The sequence below is a fragment of the Kordia sp. E genome (assembly GCF_056033805.1).
Genome location: NZ_JBRASR010000002.1, coordinates 588,360 through 608,808, shown reverse-complemented (window position 1 = coordinate 608,808; position 20,449 = coordinate 588,360). Strand labels below are relative to the sequence as shown.

General features: G+C 31.9%; 17 protein-coding genes. 7 read left to right on the top strand and 10 right to left on the bottom strand.

Going from position 1 to position 20,449, the window contains the following annotated elements:
• Position 1: 1 nt before the first annotated feature.
• A complete protein-coding gene (locus ACUUYC_RS05795) occupies positions 2 to 1,360 on the top strand; it encodes an HlyD family secretion protein (protein ID WP_474264544.1) in 1,359 nt (452 codons plus the stop codon).
• A 93-nt stretch (positions 1,361 to 1,453) separates the two neighbouring features.
• Here the strand turns inward: ACUUYC_RS05795 and ACUUYC_RS05790 are convergent, their stop codons facing one another.
• The 9 genes from ACUUYC_RS05790 to ACUUYC_RS05750 all read right to left on the bottom strand — a co-directional run bounded on the left by ACUUYC_RS05790 (position 1,454) and on the right by ACUUYC_RS05750 (position 10,322).
• A complete protein-coding gene (locus ACUUYC_RS05790; RefSeq protein WP_474264541.1) occupies positions 1,454 to 1,699 on the bottom strand; it encodes a hypothetical protein in 246 nt (81 codons plus the stop codon).
• A 66-nt stretch (positions 1,700 to 1,765) separates the two neighbouring features.
• A complete protein-coding gene (locus ACUUYC_RS05785) occupies positions 1,766 to 2,038 on the bottom strand; it encodes a class I lanthipeptide (RefSeq protein WP_474264540.1) in 273 nt (90 codons plus the stop codon).
• A 175-nt stretch (positions 2,039 to 2,213) separates the two neighbouring features.
• Positions 2,214 to 2,450 (bottom strand): hypothetical protein, encoded by a 237-nt coding sequence (locus ACUUYC_RS05780; protein ID WP_474264538.1) that lies wholly within the window; start codon positions 2,448 to 2,450, stop codon positions 2,214 to 2,216.
• 89 nt (positions 2,451 to 2,539) lie between these two features.
• Positions 2,540 to 4,267 (bottom strand): helix-turn-helix domain-containing protein, encoded by a 1,728-nt coding sequence (locus ACUUYC_RS05775; protein ID WP_474264536.1) that lies wholly within the window; start codon positions 4,265 to 4,267, stop codon positions 2,540 to 2,542.
• A 154-nt stretch (positions 4,268 to 4,421) separates the two neighbouring features.
• The gene (locus ACUUYC_RS05770) at positions 4,422 to 5,342 is read right to left on the bottom strand and encodes a thiopeptide-type bacteriocin biosynthesis protein (protein WP_474264533.1); all 921 of its coding nucleotides are present in this window, start codon (positions 5,340 to 5,342) and stop codon (positions 4,422 to 4,424) included.
• On the bottom strand, positions 5,335 to 7,590 hold the full coding sequence (locus ACUUYC_RS05765; RefSeq protein ID WP_474264531.1) for a lantibiotic dehydratase family protein: 2,256 nt from the start codon (positions 7,588 to 7,590) through the stop codon (positions 5,335 to 5,337). The genes ACUUYC_RS05770 and ACUUYC_RS05765 overlap by 8 nt, the downstream gene beginning before the upstream one ends.
• 7 nt (positions 7,591 to 7,597) lie before the next feature.
• The gene (locus ACUUYC_RS05760) at positions 7,598 to 8,815 is read right to left on the bottom strand and encodes a lanthionine synthetase C family protein (RefSeq protein ID WP_474264529.1); all 1,218 of its coding nucleotides are present in this window, start codon (positions 8,813 to 8,815) and stop codon (positions 7,598 to 7,600) included.
• 137 nt (positions 8,816 to 8,952) lie between these two features.
• Positions 8,953 to 9,768: a tetratricopeptide repeat protein gene (locus ACUUYC_RS05755; RefSeq protein ID WP_474264527.1), complete on the bottom strand. Its 816-nt coding sequence runs from the start codon at positions 9,766 to 9,768 to the stop codon at positions 8,953 to 8,955.
• On the bottom strand, positions 9,765 to 10,322 hold the full coding sequence (locus ACUUYC_RS05750) for an RNA polymerase sigma factor (protein ID WP_474264525.1): 558 nt from the start codon (positions 10,320 to 10,322) through the stop codon (positions 9,765 to 9,767). Before ACUUYC_RS05750 ends, ACUUYC_RS05755 begins: the two co-directional genes overlap by 4 nt.
• 451 nt (positions 10,323 to 10,773) lie before the next feature.
• Here ACUUYC_RS05750 and ACUUYC_RS05745 point away from each other — a divergent pair, with 451 nt between their 5' ends.
• Together ACUUYC_RS05745 and ACUUYC_RS05740 are read left to right on the top strand one after the other, a co-directional pair.
• Positions 10,774 to 12,099 carry a S8 family peptidase gene (locus ACUUYC_RS05745; RefSeq protein ID WP_474264523.1) on the top strand — a complete coding sequence of 442 codons (1,326 nt, stop codon included), beginning with the start codon at positions 10,774 to 10,776 and terminating at the stop codon, positions 12,097 to 12,099.
• Between the two features lie 299 nt (positions 12,100 to 12,398).
• Entirely contained in the window at positions 12,399 to 15,152 is a 2,754-nt protein-coding gene (locus tag ACUUYC_RS05740) for a CHAT domain-containing protein (RefSeq protein WP_474264521.1), read from the top strand.
• 14 nt (positions 15,153 to 15,166) lie between these two features.
• Here the strand turns inward: ACUUYC_RS05740 and ACUUYC_RS05735 are convergent, their stop codons facing one another.
• Entirely contained in the window at positions 15,167 to 16,105 is a 939-nt protein-coding gene (locus ACUUYC_RS05735; protein ID WP_474264520.1) for an NAD-dependent epimerase/dehydratase family protein, read from the bottom strand.
• 201 nt (positions 16,106 to 16,306) lie between these two features.
• Between ACUUYC_RS05735 and ACUUYC_RS05730 the strand changes: the two genes are divergently transcribed.
• The 4 genes from ACUUYC_RS05730 to ACUUYC_RS05715 all read left to right on the top strand — a co-directional run bounded on the left by ACUUYC_RS05730 (position 16,307) and on the right by ACUUYC_RS05715 (position 20,434).
• A complete protein-coding gene (locus ACUUYC_RS05730) occupies positions 16,307 to 16,954 on the top strand; it encodes a hypothetical protein (RefSeq protein WP_474264519.1) in 648 nt (215 codons plus the stop codon).
• Positions 16,955 to 17,042: 88 nt separating this feature from the next.
• The gene (locus ACUUYC_RS05725; RefSeq protein ID WP_474264518.1) at positions 17,043 to 17,564 is read left to right on the top strand and encodes a nuclear transport factor 2 family protein; all 522 of its coding nucleotides are present in this window, start codon (positions 17,043 to 17,045) and stop codon (positions 17,562 to 17,564) included.
• Between the two features lie 93 nt (positions 17,565 to 17,657).
• On the top strand, positions 17,658 to 19,724 hold the full coding sequence (locus ACUUYC_RS05720; RefSeq protein WP_474264517.1) for a M13 family metallopeptidase: 2,067 nt from the start codon (positions 17,658 to 17,660) through the stop codon (positions 19,722 to 19,724).
• Positions 19,725 to 19,891: 167 nt separating this feature from the next.
• Complete coding sequence (locus tag ACUUYC_RS05715) at positions 19,892 to 20,434, top strand: toxin-antitoxin system YwqK family antitoxin (protein ID WP_474264516.1); 543 nt, start codon at positions 19,892 to 19,894, stop codon at positions 20,432 to 20,434.
• Positions 20,435 to 20,449 lie beyond the last annotated feature (15 nt).

Here is a 20,449-nt window from a genome sequence, read left to right as displayed (position 1 = left end):
TATGGCTAAGAAAAAAGGAGAAAATAAAGAGGAAGAAAAGAAAGAAGTAAGACGCAAAAAAATCAATGACCTGGATGAACGCTCAGATCAGGTTAAGGAAATATTGGGTCAGGCACCTAATTGGGTAATCCAATGGGGAATATCTGTAGTATTTCTTATTGTGATTATGTTTTTAGTAGGATCGTCATTAATAAGTTATAATGATATTATTGGTGCTCGAGTGACGATTACTTCGGAAAATCCACCAGCGCATTTGACGGCAAAAGCTTCTGGGAAACTGACAAGTATTTTTGTAGAAGCTGGTCAAAAGGTAGAAGTAGATCAAGTATTAGCAGTGATTGAAAATACGGCTGATTATAAAGATGTAACATTTATTAAAAATAAAATTGAAGACTTTATACCTGATTTAAGCGACTTTGATTCGTTGAAGTATACATTTCCTTCAAAATTGAAGTTGGGTCAAATACAAGTAGCTTATAATGCATTTAGAAGAGAATATCTCTCGTATTTGAATTACAATATTCAAACACCTGAAAAAAGTCAAGTAATAAACTTACGTTCTCAAATTATTACAGCTCAAAACCGTTTAAATAATAGAAGAACAGAATTATTTATTTACGAAACAGAATTAGAGAATGCTAGAATTGATTTTGAATCGCAAGAACGATTATATAACAAAGATGTAATTACACGACAACGATTTCAGCAGGAGCAAAATAAATATGCAGGCGCAAAACGAAATTATGAAGGTTTGCAATCGTCTATCAAAAGTGAAGAAAGTTCATTATTGGCATTACGTAGCAATTTGAGACAAGCGAGTATTGGTGATAAAACTTCATTTTTATCTACAGATCAAAATTTAGAACAAGCCAAGCAAGATTTAGAAAACCAAATATTACAATGGGAACAACTATTTGTATTAAAATCGCCTATTAAAGGAGAAGTAACCGTTTTTGATATTTGGTCAAAATACCAAAATGTAAATATTGGACAAGATTTATTTACCGTAATTCCAGATAATATTGATGGAATTATTGGACGCGTAACGCTTCCTGTTCAAAATTCTGGAAAAGTAAAAATTGGACAGAGTGTAATTATTAAGCTTGATAGTTATCCGTATCAAGAAAGTGGAAGTTTGTCAGGTGAAATTATCAGTATTTCTGGTGTTCCACAACTTAGTCAGCAAGGTGGACCAGCTACGTATGTTGCGTATTTAAAAGTAGCATCGTTATTGAGTTCTTTTGAAAAGCCAATTGATTTTAAACAAGAAATGGAAGGAACTGCAGAAATTGTAGTGGAAGAATTAACCGTAATGCAACGAATCTTTTATCAATTGCGAGAAGTATTTAGTAGAAAGTAAAAATCATGAATATAGTTTTAGTTTAACAACAATCAGCAATGATGATAAAAGCCTCGAAAATTATTCGAGGCTTTTGCTTTTATTACAGATTGCTTAACAAGCGAATAAGCAAGATAAAATTGCTTGTGTATTACATGTTGGATCATTAGTGCCACAGTTGTTAGTATCAGTTCCTCCTCCTGGGCAATTTTCTGAGATTACGCATCCAGTTAATGGACCAGTAAAGATGCAATGTGGAGCTGTAGATGCGCCACCACCTTTTACATTGTTTCTGTTTAATTCAGCAATTCTTGACTTTGTTAAGCTTAATTTGTTCAATCCTAATTTTTGTTTTTTCATGGTCTAAAATATTTTTAGTTAATAAAAAATACAATTAGAAAGACTTTTGGGGAAGACTATAATTTTTTAACAATCTTCATAACAAGAAATAAATTCTAGTCGTGTTGGACAATTGTTCGTTCCGCAATTGTTTGTTCCACAATTATTAGTGCCGCCACAATGATTAGCTGTATTACAGTTTTCAGTTACATTACAACCATCATCATAATAACCTGTAGCAATGCAAAATGGATTTGTAGAAGCGGTGTTCCAACCACCTTTTGCATTTTGTGTGTTTAACTCGGCAATTCTTGATTTTGTCAAGCTTAGTTTGTTCAGTCCTAATTTCTGTTTTTTCATAATCTAAGATTTTAGTTAATAAAAATACATCATTAGGTATTTTGGGGAACACATGTTCATAAAGATAACGAACAAACTAAAAAAAACATATGAAACAAATGTTAAATAACAAAAAAGCCCTCACGGTGCGTGCGAAGGCTTCAACAATTTATATATGTGTAAGTTAGTTTACTATTTAATTTTGTATGTCGCTAATATTTCTTGAAACAATTCCAGTAACATTTCCAAGTGTTGTTGTATTGCCATTTGTTCCTGGTGTACAATCTCCATCTAACTTTGTATCTCCACACAAATCGTAGTCAGTAATTCTGTGCTGTTGTGCACCTTGTGCAGGCAGCGCTCCGGCTAAAATTGTATGAAGGTTATCTACTTTGGAGATCTTTATTTTTTTGAGTTTTAAAGGCTTTCTCATGATTTAAATATTGTTTAGTTAACATTATAAATATGCAAAAAAAATATTGATATATTACAACTTAGTAGTGATGTTTTATAAAACGTCACCTATGTATCTTTCTGGTTTTGAAGACTTTTTATGTAATACGATGGATACATGCCTGTTTGTGCTTTAAAGGCTCTAGAAAAGGTTTCCGAGCGTTTGAAGCCAAATTCTTCTGCAATGGCTTTAATGGTATAGGAACGTAATTTGTCGTCATTTTTCAGCTTGATTAAAGCCGAATTGATTCGCAATTCAGAAAGGTATGATTTAAACGATTTTTCTTTATACGTATTAATTACATTTGACAAATAAGACGTATTTGTTTTTACTTTTTTGGCAACATAACCCAGCGTACAATCTTGTCGTAAGTACAATTCTTTTTCTTCAAAAATTTCTAAGGCTGTTAGAATTTGAATAGCATTTTCATCGGTTACAGGATTGGTACTTTCCTTAACAATAGTTTTTGAAACAACTTTTTCTTTGGGTTGCTCTAGTTTTTCAATAGTTAATAATAATTGTTGAAAACGATTTTTGTTTTGTTTCTGTTTCTGTTTAAACCAGATGAAAAATCCTGTTAAAGCAATTATCAATACTCCTAAAATTCCATATAAATAGGAGGTGCGTTTTTTCTGTTTCTGATTTGTTGTATCTAATGAATCAATTTCTTCTTGCAGCGGAACAATATCATATTTTTTATGAATATTATTATTTATACTAACATTTATACTATCATTATGCTTATCCAAATCAGCATATTTGTTTAAGTAGTAGATATTGTTTTCTTGATCTCCAATATTAGCATAGCAAATAGCAAGAAGTTGATACACTTCCTCCGTTTCTGGAGTATTTACTTTTTTAATAGTAACGATATCCTCAAACTTTTTAAAATAAACTATAGCACTATCGTATTGTTTGAGTTTTAAATAACTTTTTCCAATATATAGATAAGGTGTTGTAAGTGATTGATCATTTCCAAAATTAATAATAGATGCAATGGTAGCTTTTGAAGAAGAAATACTTTTAGTATACTGTTGTTGTTGAAATTGTATGATGATTTTATTCGTGTTCAAATAAAGACTTAAATCATTGTATTCGTTTTTCTTTGCTAGTTGTAGACCTTCTTCAGTATAAGTTTCGGCAGTATTGTAATCTTTCATCCTAAGATACGTATCTGATAAAAATGCAAAACTTGAGACTTCTAATCGAGAAAGGTCCTTTAAGTCATTTTCTCGAATTATATTTAAATTCTCCTTAAAAATTACTGAAGCTTCAACTAAATCTTTGGTTTGCTTTTTTATAAAACCAATGTTGTGCGAAATCTGTAAAATATCATTCAAATTACCCATTTCATCCGCTACGTTTTTAGCTGATAAATAATTATCGATAGCGACTTTATAATCTCCGCTAATAGATGCAATGTTTCCTTTTAAACAATAATTTTGTAAAATTAAAGAATCATTAGAAAGTTGTTTTCCGATTGTTAAGGAAGCATCAGTATAATAAAAAGCACTGTCGTACATGCCTAAATTAAAAGAAAGTATAGCTTTTTTATATAATGACTGCGCAATTTTTTTAGTATCTTTTTTTTGTTTTGATCGTTGATATATGGTTTCTGCATATACTTTTGCTAGTATAGGGTTGTTGTGACGCTCTAGTTTATATAATTGTTCCAATTCATCATACGACTTTCCCTGTAAAGAATCCGTTTGTGCATAAAGCGAAAAAGAACATAAAAAAATAATAATACTGAATACAAAGGGGAATGACGAAAAAAATGATTTTTTAGGTTGCATGTTGTTTATGTTGGTCAGTCTATACAAGTATAACAGTTTTATGTGTAGAAAAAAAATAAGAAGGGTAAAATACGAAAGCTTGGGTATTAATGGTTTGTCATAAAAAAAGTCTAGCATATTGCTAGACTTTTTTTAGTACTATGTGTCAGAAATATTATTTTTTCTGATCTTTATTCTTGTTTTTATTCATGTGCTTTTTACGCGCAATCATTGATTTGTAGTAACGATATAAGAAATCATAACAAACCATTTCATGAATTCGGTTTTTAGACTTAAATAAACGATTCATTAACATGTGCAAATAACTTCCCATAAGGTCGTTAAGTGGCATCATTAATGTTTCGTCTTCTTTGTGCTTTAAAATACCAGCAGCAATATCTTTGATACCTTCTTCTTTTATTCTTAAAACGTCTAAGATTGGTTCATAATCAGGATTTTCTTCCGCTGTAAAAACCATAAATTCCTCAATCTTTTTACGTTCTGCACGGAATTTATCATCCAATTGCTTTTTTAATGGTCTTCCCATACCAAATTCGTTTCCGAATCCAGTTTTTAAACGATCCATAAGTTCTAGCTTTTCATCATCATTATAACCATAACTTGTTAAATGTGAATCCATTGCTCGGATAGAAAATAACCAACGTAGTTCTTCACCTTCGTCACCTTCAATCATGTCTACAAAGTCCACAATCATTTTACTATCATGATAAAACATTTCTTCTCCAAGCACCATGGTGTTCAATCCGTAACGTTCTATTTCTCGTTGATATGTATCAATCTGAACTTTATAAATTAAATCTTGATCTATAAATTCTTTAAACTTTGGATACAATCCGTTAATGATCATTCCAACATGTTCTGGTTTTGTATAGTGAAAACGAACTCTAACGTGATGTTTTGGATCGGCATATCGTATGAAAAACCATTTGTCTATAATTCCGTGTTCAATTAGCTGTTCTGCTATTGGCTTTATAATCTCCGTTAGCACAGCATCAGAAGTTTTTGGTCCTGTATAAATTTTGTAATACAGCCAACTGTCTCCTAAAATAAAATTTCTTTGTATTTCGTTATTCATTGCTCTGCTTGCTTTGAGTTAATTTTTTTTCGTTATAAAATGAAACTACTACTTGATTCGTGTAGTATTCTTTACCTTCTTTTACGACACCGCTTTCGCTGAATAGGAATTCGGTTAGTTTAAATGAACCTCGTTTGCTTACAGTATTCAATAACATGCGTACAGAAGTAAGATTTCCAAAGTTTACAAGCAATTCGTTATCTCCATCTGCCAACATTACATATTGAGGAATTTTAAGACTATCTCTCAATGTTTTTATTTCGGCAGTCAATTTATCATTATCGTTTTTACTTTTCAGTAATGGTTCAATGTGACTCTTTTTTAAATTCCAAGTTGCATCATGTAAGATAAGATTGTTGAATTCTACACGTGGTAAGAAATCAAAATCACCTGAAAATGGTCCCAATCCGAAACCAACTCCACTTCTAATTCCTTGCGTTTGCATATCAGCTAAGAAATGATAAATTGGCAATGAATTTGCTGAGTAGTTGTGTGCATTTGTTAAATGTGGCACCACTTCTTTGTTGTATTTTTTGGAACGTAGTAATACTCTACTATGATTTTTTACAGAAACCATTAAATCATCAATCGGTAATTGATCTTCTTCGTCTTTGATTGATTTTGCTAAGTATGGAATTTCATATTTACGTAAATCAGGACGCATTAAAATGTTTCCAACACGCGATTCTGGTAAATGCACAATTTCTGCTAAGATTTTTTCTTTATTCATCTCAGCTTCCATGTCTGCCATTTCCTGCGTATAATCGAAAAGATCTTGATCTCCATGACAAAAACGACCTAGTAAGTTTGCTGCACTAGATCCGCCACCACCGCTAAATTTGATTTTGTGTCCGCCATCTTCACCGTCCAAAACTTCAATCATGCACGACATGGTATCTGGAAGATCGTCCCAATTTAAATCGTAATCTTTAAAATCTTTTTCGTCTAGCGTAATGACATAATCACCATTCTTAAATGCTTCGATCATTTTCTTTTGCATGAAACCATTGATTGAAGACCAGCGAACTTCCATCATTGGATTTTTAGCTTGCCTTCCAGGAATCATTATGTTATCTACTAACGGATTTACATCTCCTGCACCTTGATCTTGCTTATATCCAATTCCAATTTCAACATCTAACGCAGTAGAAAGAGGTACTTCACGTTCTTCAAATCGTTCGTGAAAAGCGTCTCTAAACTTCGTAAGTGTCGTTGTACTTTGTGGAAAGGTAAGTCTGTTTAGTAATGCATATCCTTTTTGAATGTCATCAACAACAGATTGACTTAGTGTATTTTTAGCATTTTGTAAAACCATATCCGTTTGGAACATGAATTTTAATTCAAAATCTGTATCTAATTGCTGTAAAAATTCACTTAGTTCTAAATATACACTTGGATTGTTTCCGATAGATTGATCAATTTTGTTGATCTTTTTATCAGCTTCTTTCAATGCTTTTAATATATCTTCGACACCTTGTAAGCGTTCTAGTACAGAACAAATTTGATCTAAGAATTCAGGTCCAGAAACCGAAGGTTCTAATTCACTAATTAGTAACTGACTTGATACTAACTCTTCAATGAATTCCGTAGCTTCTTCCATTGTAATTTCATCATCAACTAATAAAGCGGCAAGTTGAGATAAGGAAGCTCCATGCGAAGCTTTTTCTAGTACAATAGCTAAGTATTCTGTATCATCAACAGCAACAATGTGGTGATGTCTTCTACTGTTGAAGTATTTATATTCTATATAACGTAATTGTGGTCCGGCTTTGTAAATACTTGAGTTTGGAAAGAATAAAAGTTGTTCTCTAATTTTTTTATTCGTTACCAAATCTTGCGAAAGCGCTACCAAATAGTTCATATCCAATCGGGTATGACGTTTGTTTTTGTCAGAACCTTTTAATTGAATATCTGTTTCTTCGCCAAATTCTCCTACGGAACATCCTGCAAATAATCCAAAAGGCGTACATCTTGACGACATTCTGGAGATATATTTTAAGATAGAAAGACGTAGTTTTTCTTCTTTCTTTGGATCTTCTTTTTCACCTCCAAGCCATCTATTCATTTCTTCGAATAATGATGGTGAAGCTAAGAATAGGGCTTCTCTTACTACTGGATTTTCACAAACTGCTCTGAAGTCTTCTTCTGAGATTTCAGTATTAGCGGTCAATTCTTGATAAGAAGAGAATGAGAAAAGCGGTGTTCGTAGTATATATTTTGAAAAATTCTTGTATGGATTTTTACTCATCTGTTTTTTAGCTTATCATTAAACATTCATCCCAATTTGTATCGTAGTCTGCCAGGTAATCAAGGATTGAAAGTCCAATTCCTGCAATTCCTTCTAATAGAGAAGTTTCTGGTTCCCAGCTTTTATCAACACCTTTCCATTGTTTGTATCCAGCGTATCCATCTTCATGAGTTCCTCTGTCGATTCCATCTTGAATCCAAAATTCAAAAGCATCTTTAAATACTTGATCGCCAGTTTCTTTATACATTCTTAAAAACATCTGTGCATTTCCGTAAGAACCGTGACATAAACCAGCATCTCTTACCATGCTATCTTCTTGTGCAGTACGTGCAGCTGAGTGTTTTAATACTTCTAAAGCTGTTTCACCAAGTTTTGCATCGTTTAAAGTTTTTGAAGCGTACCAAAAACGCATTGCTACACCTAAGTCGCCATAGCACCAAGCCAATCGGCTTTGTCCTGTATTGTCTTCTTCTTTACCAGTTATCCAACTTGGAAATACAGAGAATGGATTTTCTTCTTTTGTTTTATGAAACATTATGTAATTAACTGCTCCTTTTAGCATTGGTTCTGATTTCGCTTTGAAATCGTCATATACGTGTAGTTTCGTTAAGATTCCTACAATGCTCGACATTCCATGTGATAAACTTAAGTTATATCCTCTTTCTTTAGTTTCTATACTCAATTCAGATTCCCACTTTAGCATGTCATCACCTTCTTTTTCAGATAACTCATCTAATAAATCCATGAATTCATTTAGTGTAGTCTTGTATTTATCTTTTAATTCGTCCGATTTTGTATTTCGGTAACGATTTAAGAAGTAAAAAGCATATCCAATGGCACCATGAAGGAAATCGTAATTTCCATTTTTCATATCAGTTACCATGAATGTGTGTATATATTGGTCTAATTCTGGAAGTAAATCATCATTATCAGCATCCATAAATTCTTCTTGCTCTAAATGATCTAAAACCCAACCTGCTCCAGCAATACCAGTACAGAATGTAGGATAACTGTACCCTTCGTTGATTTTGTCAATACAATCAGTAAGCATTTCTACGCCGATATCAGCGTGATCGTCAATATCAAGGTATTTTGAATAATAAAACTGAAATAAAGAGACTCCAGAAAGTCCAGCAAGCACTCCTATTTGTGTTTCTTCAGCATGTTTTGATTTGATAATTTGGTCAATTTCTTTTAACTTTTTTTCTAATAGCTCTTTATTCATAATTTTTAAGTAATTCGAGTTTTGGTCTACTTCAAATTAAAGGCTTTTTTTGCTGTATTACAAGTGTATGAGGCACTATAAACCCCAAAAACGTAAATAAGTCCTCGAAATTTATAAAAATGGAGAAGATTTTAGATTTATTTTAACTTTTTTAGCAATTTTTGCGCCTTTTCGTAATTATAATACGTAGGATTTTGAACTAGAACTTCAAGTGTGTTTTTTGCTTTTTTGGCATCACCTTGTTTTAAGTATATAAGTGCCGTATACCAATGCGCTTTGTGTTTGTCAATAGCATTACTATTTTTTAAAATATCAAACGTTTTTAGCGCTTCAGAATATTGTTGAAGTTCTAATTGTGAGATACCAATATACAAGGCTGCGTTAGGATTGTAGTCTATGTTTTTGGTCGTTGAAGAGAAAAGCGTTAATGCTTCTTTGTATTTTCCTTCTTCAAATAAAGTTTCTGCTTTTACTAAATTATCTTTGGTATTACCAGCAATACCTTTGTCTTGAAACGAAGGTAATGTATTCCAATTATGATACTGCTCAAATGCTTCATTCGGTGAAAGCGATTGCATAAAAGAAAAGTAAAATAATGTGAATATGGCAGCAACTGCAACGGCTGATGAAATGTAATAGAAATATGTTTTTCTTTTAGGGGACTTTTGTACATGATTTTCTTGTTGAATAGCGCGTATTTTTTTTGATAAATCAAGTACATCATCCGTTCTAAACTGATGTGCAAGTTCTTTAACTTCTTCTACAGAAGCTGTCGTTTTTACAGTCCATTTTTCTTCATTATAAACACCTTCTAGCGTTTTATAAGTCTCCAAAAAAGAGGCTAATTCTGCATCGCTTTCAAGCAATGCTTCAAAGGTTGTTTTTTCTGCGTCATCCATTTGATTGTTCAAATAGGATGCAATCTGGGCATAAGTTTGATCGTCAAAACTCATAATTTCTTTATTTTGGAAAACTTTGTGTCTTCCTTAATTAGCTTGGTTAATTTTGCTTTGCATTTAAAAACGCGTTGTCTGGCAACTACTTTTGATGCATATGAAAATGTTTTTACAATTTCTTCATATGGAGTACCATTAAACAACAGTGTTAGTACTTTTCTACAATTTTCTGAAAGCAATTGAAATTTTTCAATGTATAGCTCCCACTTTTCTTGTTCAAGCAATGCATACGCATTTTCTGTTTCTTCATTCTTCAGTTCAGTAACCTTTGCTTTTGTTACCCGTTTTTTATTTAATTCTCTTCTCCAAAGGTTTTTGCAGGTAGTAAAAAGATACGCTTCAAACGAAGATTTAATTACTAACTGTCTGTTTTTGAGTCGAACAAACAATTGAATCAACGCATTATGAAAAATATCTTCTGCGTCAGTGGCATTGCCTTTATTTTGCATCACAAAGGTTTTGACTTTTGAAAAAAACTGATTATAAATTTCTTTTAATATTGCCTCGTTTCCAGAACGAAGTCCTTCAATAAAATAAGTATCATTTAACATAGAAATAGGGTTCACTAAAATGCTGTTCTAAAATTAGTGAAATAAATCGGGTAACAAAATTTCTTATGCTGAACTATCTCATAAGTTGACTTATTTACTAGGTGAAATCCGAAAAACCTAGAACCAAAACAGAGTAGGAATAACCAAACCAAACATATTTAATTATGAAGAAAGGTGTTTTGTGTTTTTGATGCTCTTCGGAGTTGTCATAAACAACCAAATACAATTTTGTAACTTGTTCTGGTTCGATAAAACTACATGACACATATAATAACCGTATTGAAAATAAAATTACTACCATCTCTTGGAATAGGAAACTATTACTAAGAAAGTTATCATAGAATAAAAGTAAAATAATGCAAGAGAATTCCGGTCAATTTCGATTGACTGGAATTTTATCATACCTAAACCATTATTACACACTTAGTATTAATTTAAACGTAAAAGAATTATGAAAAAAGTATTAGCATGCTGTATTGCCCTATTATGCATCATTATGTACAGTTGTCAAACAGAAACACTACATACTGATGAAACAGCAAAAACAACAAAAGACATAGAAACAGTACAAAAAGGAGGCGGAAACTACGCTTCAGGACAACAAGGAAATGAACTTATTATATTATATCCGGAAGGAACAACCGAAGCAGAAAAAATAATAAAAAGACAAGAATACGATATTGAAGGTTTTAAAAAATGTGAATGTGCAACCCCTAACTTAGAGCTTTGGATTGTTGGAAAACAAGAAGCTCATAATGGTGGTTTAGAAGAAAGAAAAGCAACTGCAAAATCCGATGAAGAAATTGAAGGAGCAGAATATAATCCAAATATTAGAATACCAGAAGACATCTTTATAGATTATGCCGGTATAGCGAGTAGTGCTGATGGAATAGTGAAACGTGTTGCAACCAATCAAGGAGTTACAGTAGCAGTATTAGATACCGGAATTATGTATGATTACCCAGGGTTTACAACACCATTTTTATACAATAGCGATCAAGATGCTTGTTACAATAATGGGCAGACTGAATTATTTGGTTGGAATTTTGTAGATGACAATAACAACCCATATGATGATCATTATGGACGTCACGGTACAATAGTGACAAGTTTAATAATGTCTAAAATGGACGCTGCTAATGTAAACTATCAAATACTGCCTGTAAAAGTTGCCAATCGTAATGGTAATATTAGCTATTTTGATGCACTTTGTGGATTTCAATATGCGGCAAACAAACCAGATGTGAAAATTATTAATATGAGTTTTGGATGGTATAACCAAGAACGTGAACTATTGCAAAAATTTATTAACGATGTAGAAGATACTATTTTAGTGGTAAGTTCGGCAGGAAATAGTGGTATAAATACAGATCAAGTTGCACATTACCCTTCCTCATATGACGCAGAAAATATTATTGCTGTTGCAGGATTGCGAGGTGGAAATACAAATTCAGGATCTAATAATTCCAATACATCTTTTTTAGATGTAGTTAACATACCAAATGGGAATAGTAATTCATTATTGGCAGACTTTTCTAATAGAGGACAACTATCAGTTGATATTGCAGCTCCAGGTGAAAATATTCCGTTCACCTATAACAATGAAGTAATTTATGTGAGTGGAACCTCTTTCTCATCAGCATTAACTTCGGGATATTCAGGTTCGTTATATCAAGTTGATATGTCTACTGCTACACTAAAAGCAACATTATTATCAAACTGTATATACAATCAAAATTTAGATGAGATACAATATGCGAAGCATATTCCTCAATAATATATAGTTTAAATTAGGTTTAGGTAATCTTGCATTTAGACTATTCAAAAGAGGAGTGTAAAAACTCCTCTTTTACTCCTAATAATTTACTCTAAATCTGTATCTAATTTTGCAGTAGCTTTTTTATCACCACCATTAATTTTAGTAATTAATAAAGAAGAAATTTTAAATTGTTTTAATTGCGAAATATTTTGTTGATTTTTCATATTGTAAAGTTTTGTATATTAACAACGTAAGTAAGCGACTAAATATTTTATAGATTTATAATTATCACATACTAAACTAATATTCTGGCCTTTATGACTACTTTATATACAAGAATTCATAAGTTTTCCCTACTCATTTTTTTTCTATTATTAGCGAGTTTGATTCAAGCACAAGACATTAAATTACACACGTATTATAATCAACAAGTTGAATCAAAAGAATTTACCTTGGCTGAAAAAGAAATTTTAATAGATAGTTTATTACTTCAAACAAATGTAATGGTGAACCAAAAAATGCTAGCAGAAATTTATTATGATATTTCTAGAGATTATTGGAATTCTTCAAATTCAAAAAAAGCAATTATTTACACAAAAAAAGTTGAAGATATCGCATATAAAATAAATGATTTTGAAGGAGGAATTTTCAGTAAAGCGAAATATAATAATGCTTTTTTTTTATATAGAACAGAACAATTTTTTAAGGCTTTGAAATCTAGTAAAATATATTTAAAGCGATATCCTAAAGAAAATTTAAGACTGGGTAAGCTGTATAGAACTATAGGCAATATTTACAGTGAATTGGGAGATTTTCAAAAGGCTTTAGATAATTATGACAGATCCATTTCTATATTAAAGCCTTTAGATGAGCACAAAGATTTGGCAAGAACATTAATTTGTAAACTAGAAACTTTAGTGAGCCTTTATGACACAAGCTTATCCGATGAAATCTTTGACATTAAAGATCATTTGTTTGTATTGAAACAAAAACATAAGATGAGTTATTTAAATAAGAATGCAATAGATTTAAATTTAGGATCTTATTATGATTTTTTAAAAGATTTTTTAAATGCAAATAAGAATTATTCAAATGTTTTAAAACGTTCAATAGAAGAGCAAGATTCTATCGATATTACAAAAAGTTACATAAACTTAGCAGTTCTCAATAAAAAAGAGGATAATATAGAAAAAGCTAAAAAACTGCTTGAAGAAGCTGCAAAACATAATACTTCTGATCACTCTTTAATTTCAAATAATTTAGCAGATATTTTCCAGAAAGAAAATAATCATAAAGAAGCACTAATATATTATCAAAAAGCAATATATCAAGCTTTACAATTAAAAGAAAATAACTATAATGAATTACCTACGATAGAAAATTTTAAACTTATACCAAATAAAATTTATCTCCTAGGATACTTAATAGACAAAGCAAATGGTTGGATTGCTTATTATGAAGCAGAAGGAAAGCCCGAATATCTTGAAAATGCACTAGAAACCTTCACACTTGCCGATCAGTTAATTGATATTATTTATGTAGAAAGTAGAGAAGATTTATCCAAACTATTTTGGCGAAAAAAAGGCGCAACATTCTACCCAAAAGCAGTTGAAGTTTGTTATCGTTTACAACAACCTGAAAAGGCATTCTTTTTCATGGAAAAAAACAAAGCCATGCTACTGCTGGAAAATATGACAAATGCAACGGCAAAACGCTTGTCAAAACTTCCTGAAAACATCTTAGAACGTGAACAAGATCTGATCAAAGAAATAAAAACAATAGAGTCTGAAATTCAGTCATACGCAAACAAAGAAGATGTACTTGTAGACTCACTCAAAAACAATGTATTCAAATACAAAAAAGAATACACTGCTTTTATAGATTCTCTAGAAACGAACTATCCAAAATATTACAATTACAAAAAAAACATCAATACTGTCAAGCTTAAAGATGTTCAAAAACAACTCAAAAATGACGAATTGATATTACAATACATTGTTGGAAAAGAAAAAGGATTTGTTGCACTTATAGCAGCTAAAAGCATTCAATTAAAAGAATTACCAATCACATCAGAACTCATCAAAACAGCTAACGCATACAAAGAAGCGGTTTCCAAACCTTTTGTAAGTGAGCAAGATAAAAACACCTATACAACAATTGCTAAAAAACTCTATCAACAATTAATTCCGTTTGACAATTCGGAGCTGCGATTGAAGCAAAAAAGGATCACAATCATTGCAGACGGAATATTACAATACATACCCTTTGAAGCTTTATTGACTTCCAAAGGCGAATATTTAATTAAAAGTGCCGAAATCAATTACAACTATTCACTTTCTTCAGCAGCACAATCACAGCAAAACACCACAAGTATTCCCGAAAATTTTATAGCAATAGCACCCACTAAATTCAAAAATGATCAGTTTGGCGCATTGGCAACAAGCGAAGACGAATTAAAACGATTGACAAATATATTTGGCGCAAATCATTTTCAATATGAAAAAGCGACAAAAAAACGCTTTACAGAAGCATACGGAAACTATAAAATAGTCCATTTATCCACACATGGAGGAATTAACAATACAATTCCTTGGATGGCTTTTTATGACGAAAAAATGACACTTGATGAGCTCTATTTTACCAAAAACCAATCGGAATTAGTCGTTTTAAGCGCTTGTAAAACTTCAGATGGTGAACTCAAAAAAGGAGAAGGCGTAATGAGTTTGGCAAGAGGGTTTTTCAACGCTGGCGCAAAAAGTGTGGTTTCCTCACTCTGGGATATTAATGAAAAAGCGAGCAACAATATTATACAAGAATTTTATAAAAATATTATAAATGGTGATACGAAATCGGAAGCAATGCAGAAAGCCAAAATAACGTACATTCAACAAAATGAAAACACAAGTGAAGCATCTCCATATTACTGGAGTGGATTAACTATTACAGGCGATGTGAGCCCAATAAAAAACATACAAAAGCACAACTATGTATATTATAGTTTTGCGAGTATATTTCTAATACTAATAGGAGTTTCGATCAGGAAAAGGCGTCAAAAAAAGAAAGCAGCGTAAAATGTAAGTATTAGTTACTTCAAATTCGTAATCATTTCAGAAACAATCGTTTTAATATCAAAATTTGCAGACCAATTCCAGTCGTTTCTTGCAATTGAATCGTCAATGCTTTCTGGCCAACTATCGGCAATTTTTTGCCTAAAATCAGGTTCATAACTAATCGTGAAATTAGGCAGTAATTCCTGAATTTCTTGAGTCAATTGTTTTGGAGTAAAACTTGTCGCCGCAATATTATAAGATGATCGTACTTTCACTGCTGTCGATTCAGCATTCATAATATCAATTGTGGCACGTACAGCATCATCCATAAACATCATTGGAAGCGAAGTGTTCTCTTGTAAAAAGCAGGTATAAGAACCGTTTTTAATAGCTTCATGAAAAATTTCTATAGCATAATCTGTAGTTCCACCGCCAGGTTGCGTTTTCCAACTAATAATGCCAGGATAGCGAATACTTCGTACATCTACACCATAATTAGTATAATAATATTCACACCAACGTTCGCCCGAAAGTTTACTGATTCCATACACGGTAGAAGGATCCATAATGGTATGTTGAGGTGTCTGTTTTTTTGGAGAATTTTTACCAAAAACAGCAATTGAACTTGGCCAAAATACTTTTTTAATAAGCTTATCTTTAGCTAAATTAAGAACATGCAACAAAGAATTCATATTCAAATTCCATGCAAACTCTGGATTTTTTTCAGCTGTTGCAGAAAGTAAAGCAGCCATCAAATATACATCTGTAATCTGATGCTTTTCAACACAGGCTTTAATGCTCAGTTTGTCTGTTGCATCAAGTATTTCAAATATACCTTCCGTAAATACTTTATCATCACTTTTTCGGATATCCGAAGCAATAACATTCGCAGCGCCGTAGGTAGTTTGTAACGCAGCTGTTAATTCTGTACCTATCTGTCCGCAGGCGCCAATAATTAAAACTTTTGTACTCATCAAAAACAGTAAAATATGATTACAAATATATATAAATCTATTTCTCGTTAATGTGAAAAATTAAATTAAATCCGCATTTTTTTGATAAATTCATAAAATACAATGCCTTAGGTTGGTAAACTTTGTTAAAAACATACTCAAACTTAAAAAACTAGCTATATTTGTTTTTGGTTCGTAAACAGATCAGATCGTAAAGAATTAATGAAGAAAATCATCACATACATACTAGTTATATGTACCTTTTTTGCCTGTAATGATGCACAGCAAAAAACGCAAAAAGAAGCTACACAAAGCAAAGAAGAGTTTTTAGCAAAAAATAAATTGACGATTCCTAAAAAAGGAAAACTTCAAGAACTAAATGCTATACAAAAGAAATTAGTACAAGATTGGATAGAATTTAATGCCATTAACGAAAGTATGAAGATTGTGAATACGAGTTCGCGTTATGCTATCGTTGAAGATTTAGGACAATTGGCAACAAACATTGAAGAAATTGAAGAAGAGCAATATCCAGATGATTTGGATGTAATGCAAATTCGTAGCCGTTTCTTAGTACTAAGAACAAAAGCACTAAAACTTCAAGACGATGCGGGAGATGAAGCTGTAACAAACGATTCTATTGCGAAAGAAATTGTTCAGATGAATCGTGTTTTTAAAGCTATATGTTATCAAATACAACGAGCTTCACAACAAGATATTGATCCTAAAGAAATACTTGGAAACTCACTTGGAAAAGATTCCACAAAGGTTGAAAAACCAGTAAAGGAAGTATTTAAATCTACCATAAGTGAAAAACCAAAACCTAAAAAAGTATTACAACAACAAATAGAACAAGATCCAGATAACTAACCTATAAAATTAGCTATAGTAAATAGTTAATATAAAGTTATATAATATTGGCAAATTCTATCTGACCTAACCTAAATAAGAAATACAGATGAAAAAATTACTAGTATTGCTCATCGTTCTCGCCGTTACAGTTTCATGTAATACTGAAAAAGCGAGAAAGCAAGTTGATAGTTTTCGCAAAGCCAAAAGTGAGAAAACTATAAATGAAGTTTTAGATGCTTGGCATAAAGCAGCAGCAGATGCTAACTTTGATGCGTATTTTTCAAAAATGACAGATGATGCTATCTTTATTGGAACTGATGCTACCGAAAACTGGGAAAACTCAGCATTCAAGACATTCTCAAAACCATATTTCGACAAAGGAAAAGCATGGAGTTTTACAGCGTTAGAACGAAACGTATTTATCTCCGAATATGATGATATTGCTTGGTTTGATGAACTTCTAGACACACAAATGGAATTATGTAGAGGTTCTGGAGTTCTCAAAAAAGTAGGTGATACTTGGAAAATTTCACACTATGTACTCTCAATTGCAATTCCAAATGACAATGTTCCTGAAGTCATAAAACTCAAAAAAGAGAACGATTCTATCTTAAAATCAGCCTATTAAATATCTTAAATAAATGTTAATGTGCTAAAAAGTAGTAACATAATAGATACTTTTTAGTCTAAATTGAATAGAACTATAAATACAATCAAAAAAATGAAGACAAATAGCCTAAAGTTAGCACTATGTTTCACCGCAAGTGCTTTTCTATTCTCTTGTGAAGGAGATAAGAAAGAAACTAAAACAGCCGAAGTTGCAAAAGTTCCCGGAATCAACTTAGAATATATGGACACATCGGTAAGTCCAAAAGACGATTTCTATACCTATGTAAATGGGAAATGGATGGAAACTACTGAAATTCCTGCAGACAGAACTTCTTGGGGAGGATTTGGAGTTTTACGTAAAAGTACAGATGATGATGTATTAGTGATTCTTGATGAAGCAGGAAAAAGTGGAAAATATGCATCAGATACAGATCAAGCGAAAGCATTAATGATCTACAATACTATGCTAGATACAGTAGCAAGAGATAAAGTAGGAATTGCACCATTAAAACCAGCACTTGATGCCATTGCAGGAATTAAAAATGTTACAGATATGCAAACAATATTGGCAACGATGCCAATAGAGGTTTCAGCTCCTTTTTTGGGATTATCTGTATTTCCAAACCTATCAGATAGTAGCATGAATGCTCCGTATATTACGCCTGGTGGATTAGGATTACCTGAAAGAGATTACTACTTAGAGCAAGATGATAAAGCAAAAGAAATTAGAGCAAAATATGTAGCACACGTTTCACGTATGTTACAATTCTTAGGTGATGATGCTGCAAAAGCTCAAAAAGATGCAGAAGTAATCTTAGCGCTAGAAACGAAATTAGCTGAACCAAGGTTAGATAAGATTCAAAGTAGAGATATGCGTAACTTAAACAATCCAAAATCAATTGCTGAGTTGGCTGAAATGATACCAGCAATCAATTGGGATAAAATGTTTACAGACTTAGGAACAAAAAAGTTTGAATCAGTTATTGTAACAGATCCAAAATATATCGCAGCTTTACAAGATGTTTTAGTAAATACAGATATTGAAGATATCAAAACATTAATGCGTTGGTCTACATTAAACAGTGCTACTGGTCAGTTAACAACTGAAATTAACACAGCAAACTGGGAGTTTTATGCAAAAGAATTAAACGGAGCTGTAAAGCAACGTGATGCAAAAGAAAGAGCTTTAGCAACAGTAAACGGAACAGTTGGAGAAGCAATTGGACAATTATATGTAGATGCTAAATTTCCGCCAGAAGCAAAAGCGAAAGCTGAAAAAATGATTGCAAATGTAATTGAAGCATACAAAGGACGTATCCAAAATTTAGATTGGATGAGTGCTGATACAAAACTAAAAGCAATTGAAAAATTAGATAAATTCACAGTGAAAATTGGATACCCTGATAAATGGGAAGACTATTCAACAATGGCAGTAAAAGAAGGAAACTCTTATTACCAAAACATGGTTGCTGTTGGAAACTGGAACTTAAAAAAGAACTTTGCTGATATCAATGAGCCAGTTGACAAATCGCAATGGGGAATGTCGCCACAAACGGTAAATGCATATTTCAATCCATTAAACAATGAAATCGTTTTCCCAGCGGCTATCTTACAACCACCTTTCTACAATTATCAAGCTGATGACGCTGTAAACTATGGTGGAATTGGAGCAGTAATTGGACATGAAATTTCGCATGCTTTTGATGATTCTGGAGCGCGTTTTGACGCGGATGGAAACCTTAAAAACTGGTGGTCAGATGCAGATTTAGAGCAATTTACTAAAAGAGGAGATGCATTAGCTGCACAATACAGTGCAATTGAAGTATTAGATAGTTTATACATCAATGGTAAATTTACATTAGGTGAAAACATTGGAGATTTAGGTGGAGTTTTAGGTGCATATGATGGATTACAACGTCATATCAAAGAAAATGGACGACCAGATAAAATTGATGGATTTACAGCAGAACAACGTTTCTTCCTTTCTTGGGCAACCGTTTGGAGAACAAAAATGAGAGAAGAAGCATTGCGTACGCGTATCAAAACAGATACACACTCGCCAGGACAATATAGAGCATATATTCCGTTACAAAATATTGACGCTTTCTACGAAGCATTTGATATTAAAGAAGGAGACAAAATGTACTTAGCTCCTGAAAATAGAGTTCGAATTTGGTAAGCCAAAATCAACATAAAATAAACGAAAGCCTGAATGTATGTTCAGGCTTTTTTTGTTTAATAAAAGAGCTTTAAATTATGATTAGAATTCTTTTACATGGGTTTTGTATATTTATATAGTTACTTTAAGTAAGAATTATAATGAATGTTACCAAAACAAATTATTTCGTGAAGATAATTAGTATCTTTCTATTACTAGTTTCAACAAGTGTATTTGGACAGAAAATACAATATAAGTTAATGCTAAAAAATCCTTGTAGTAGTAAAGTAAGTAATAGGGTTTTCTATCATTTAGAAAAATCAGGAAAGGTTTTTCATATAAATGATTCTACAGGAACTATATATTTAGATGAATTAGGGAAATATCAACTTTCCGCAATAGAATATGGAATATCTCAAACTGTAAAAGTTAAAGAAGGTTTTAATATTGATACATTAGTGACTGAAAAGATATTTAAATGTTATGAGCCAGTTTCTCATCCTAGTTTTTTTGGTTATTGTTGCTGTGATGAGAAATGTAACGGAATTCAAAAAGATTATTATACTAATGGAACATTACGAATTAAAGGAGAATTTAAAAATGGAAAACCAGTTGGAAATGTTATACAATATCATCCAAATGGAAATATTAAACAAATAGATGTTTACAGTAAAAAAGGACTGTATAGAAAAACAAAATACTATGATTTAGATGGTAAAAGGATAAAATAATCTGATACCTAATCT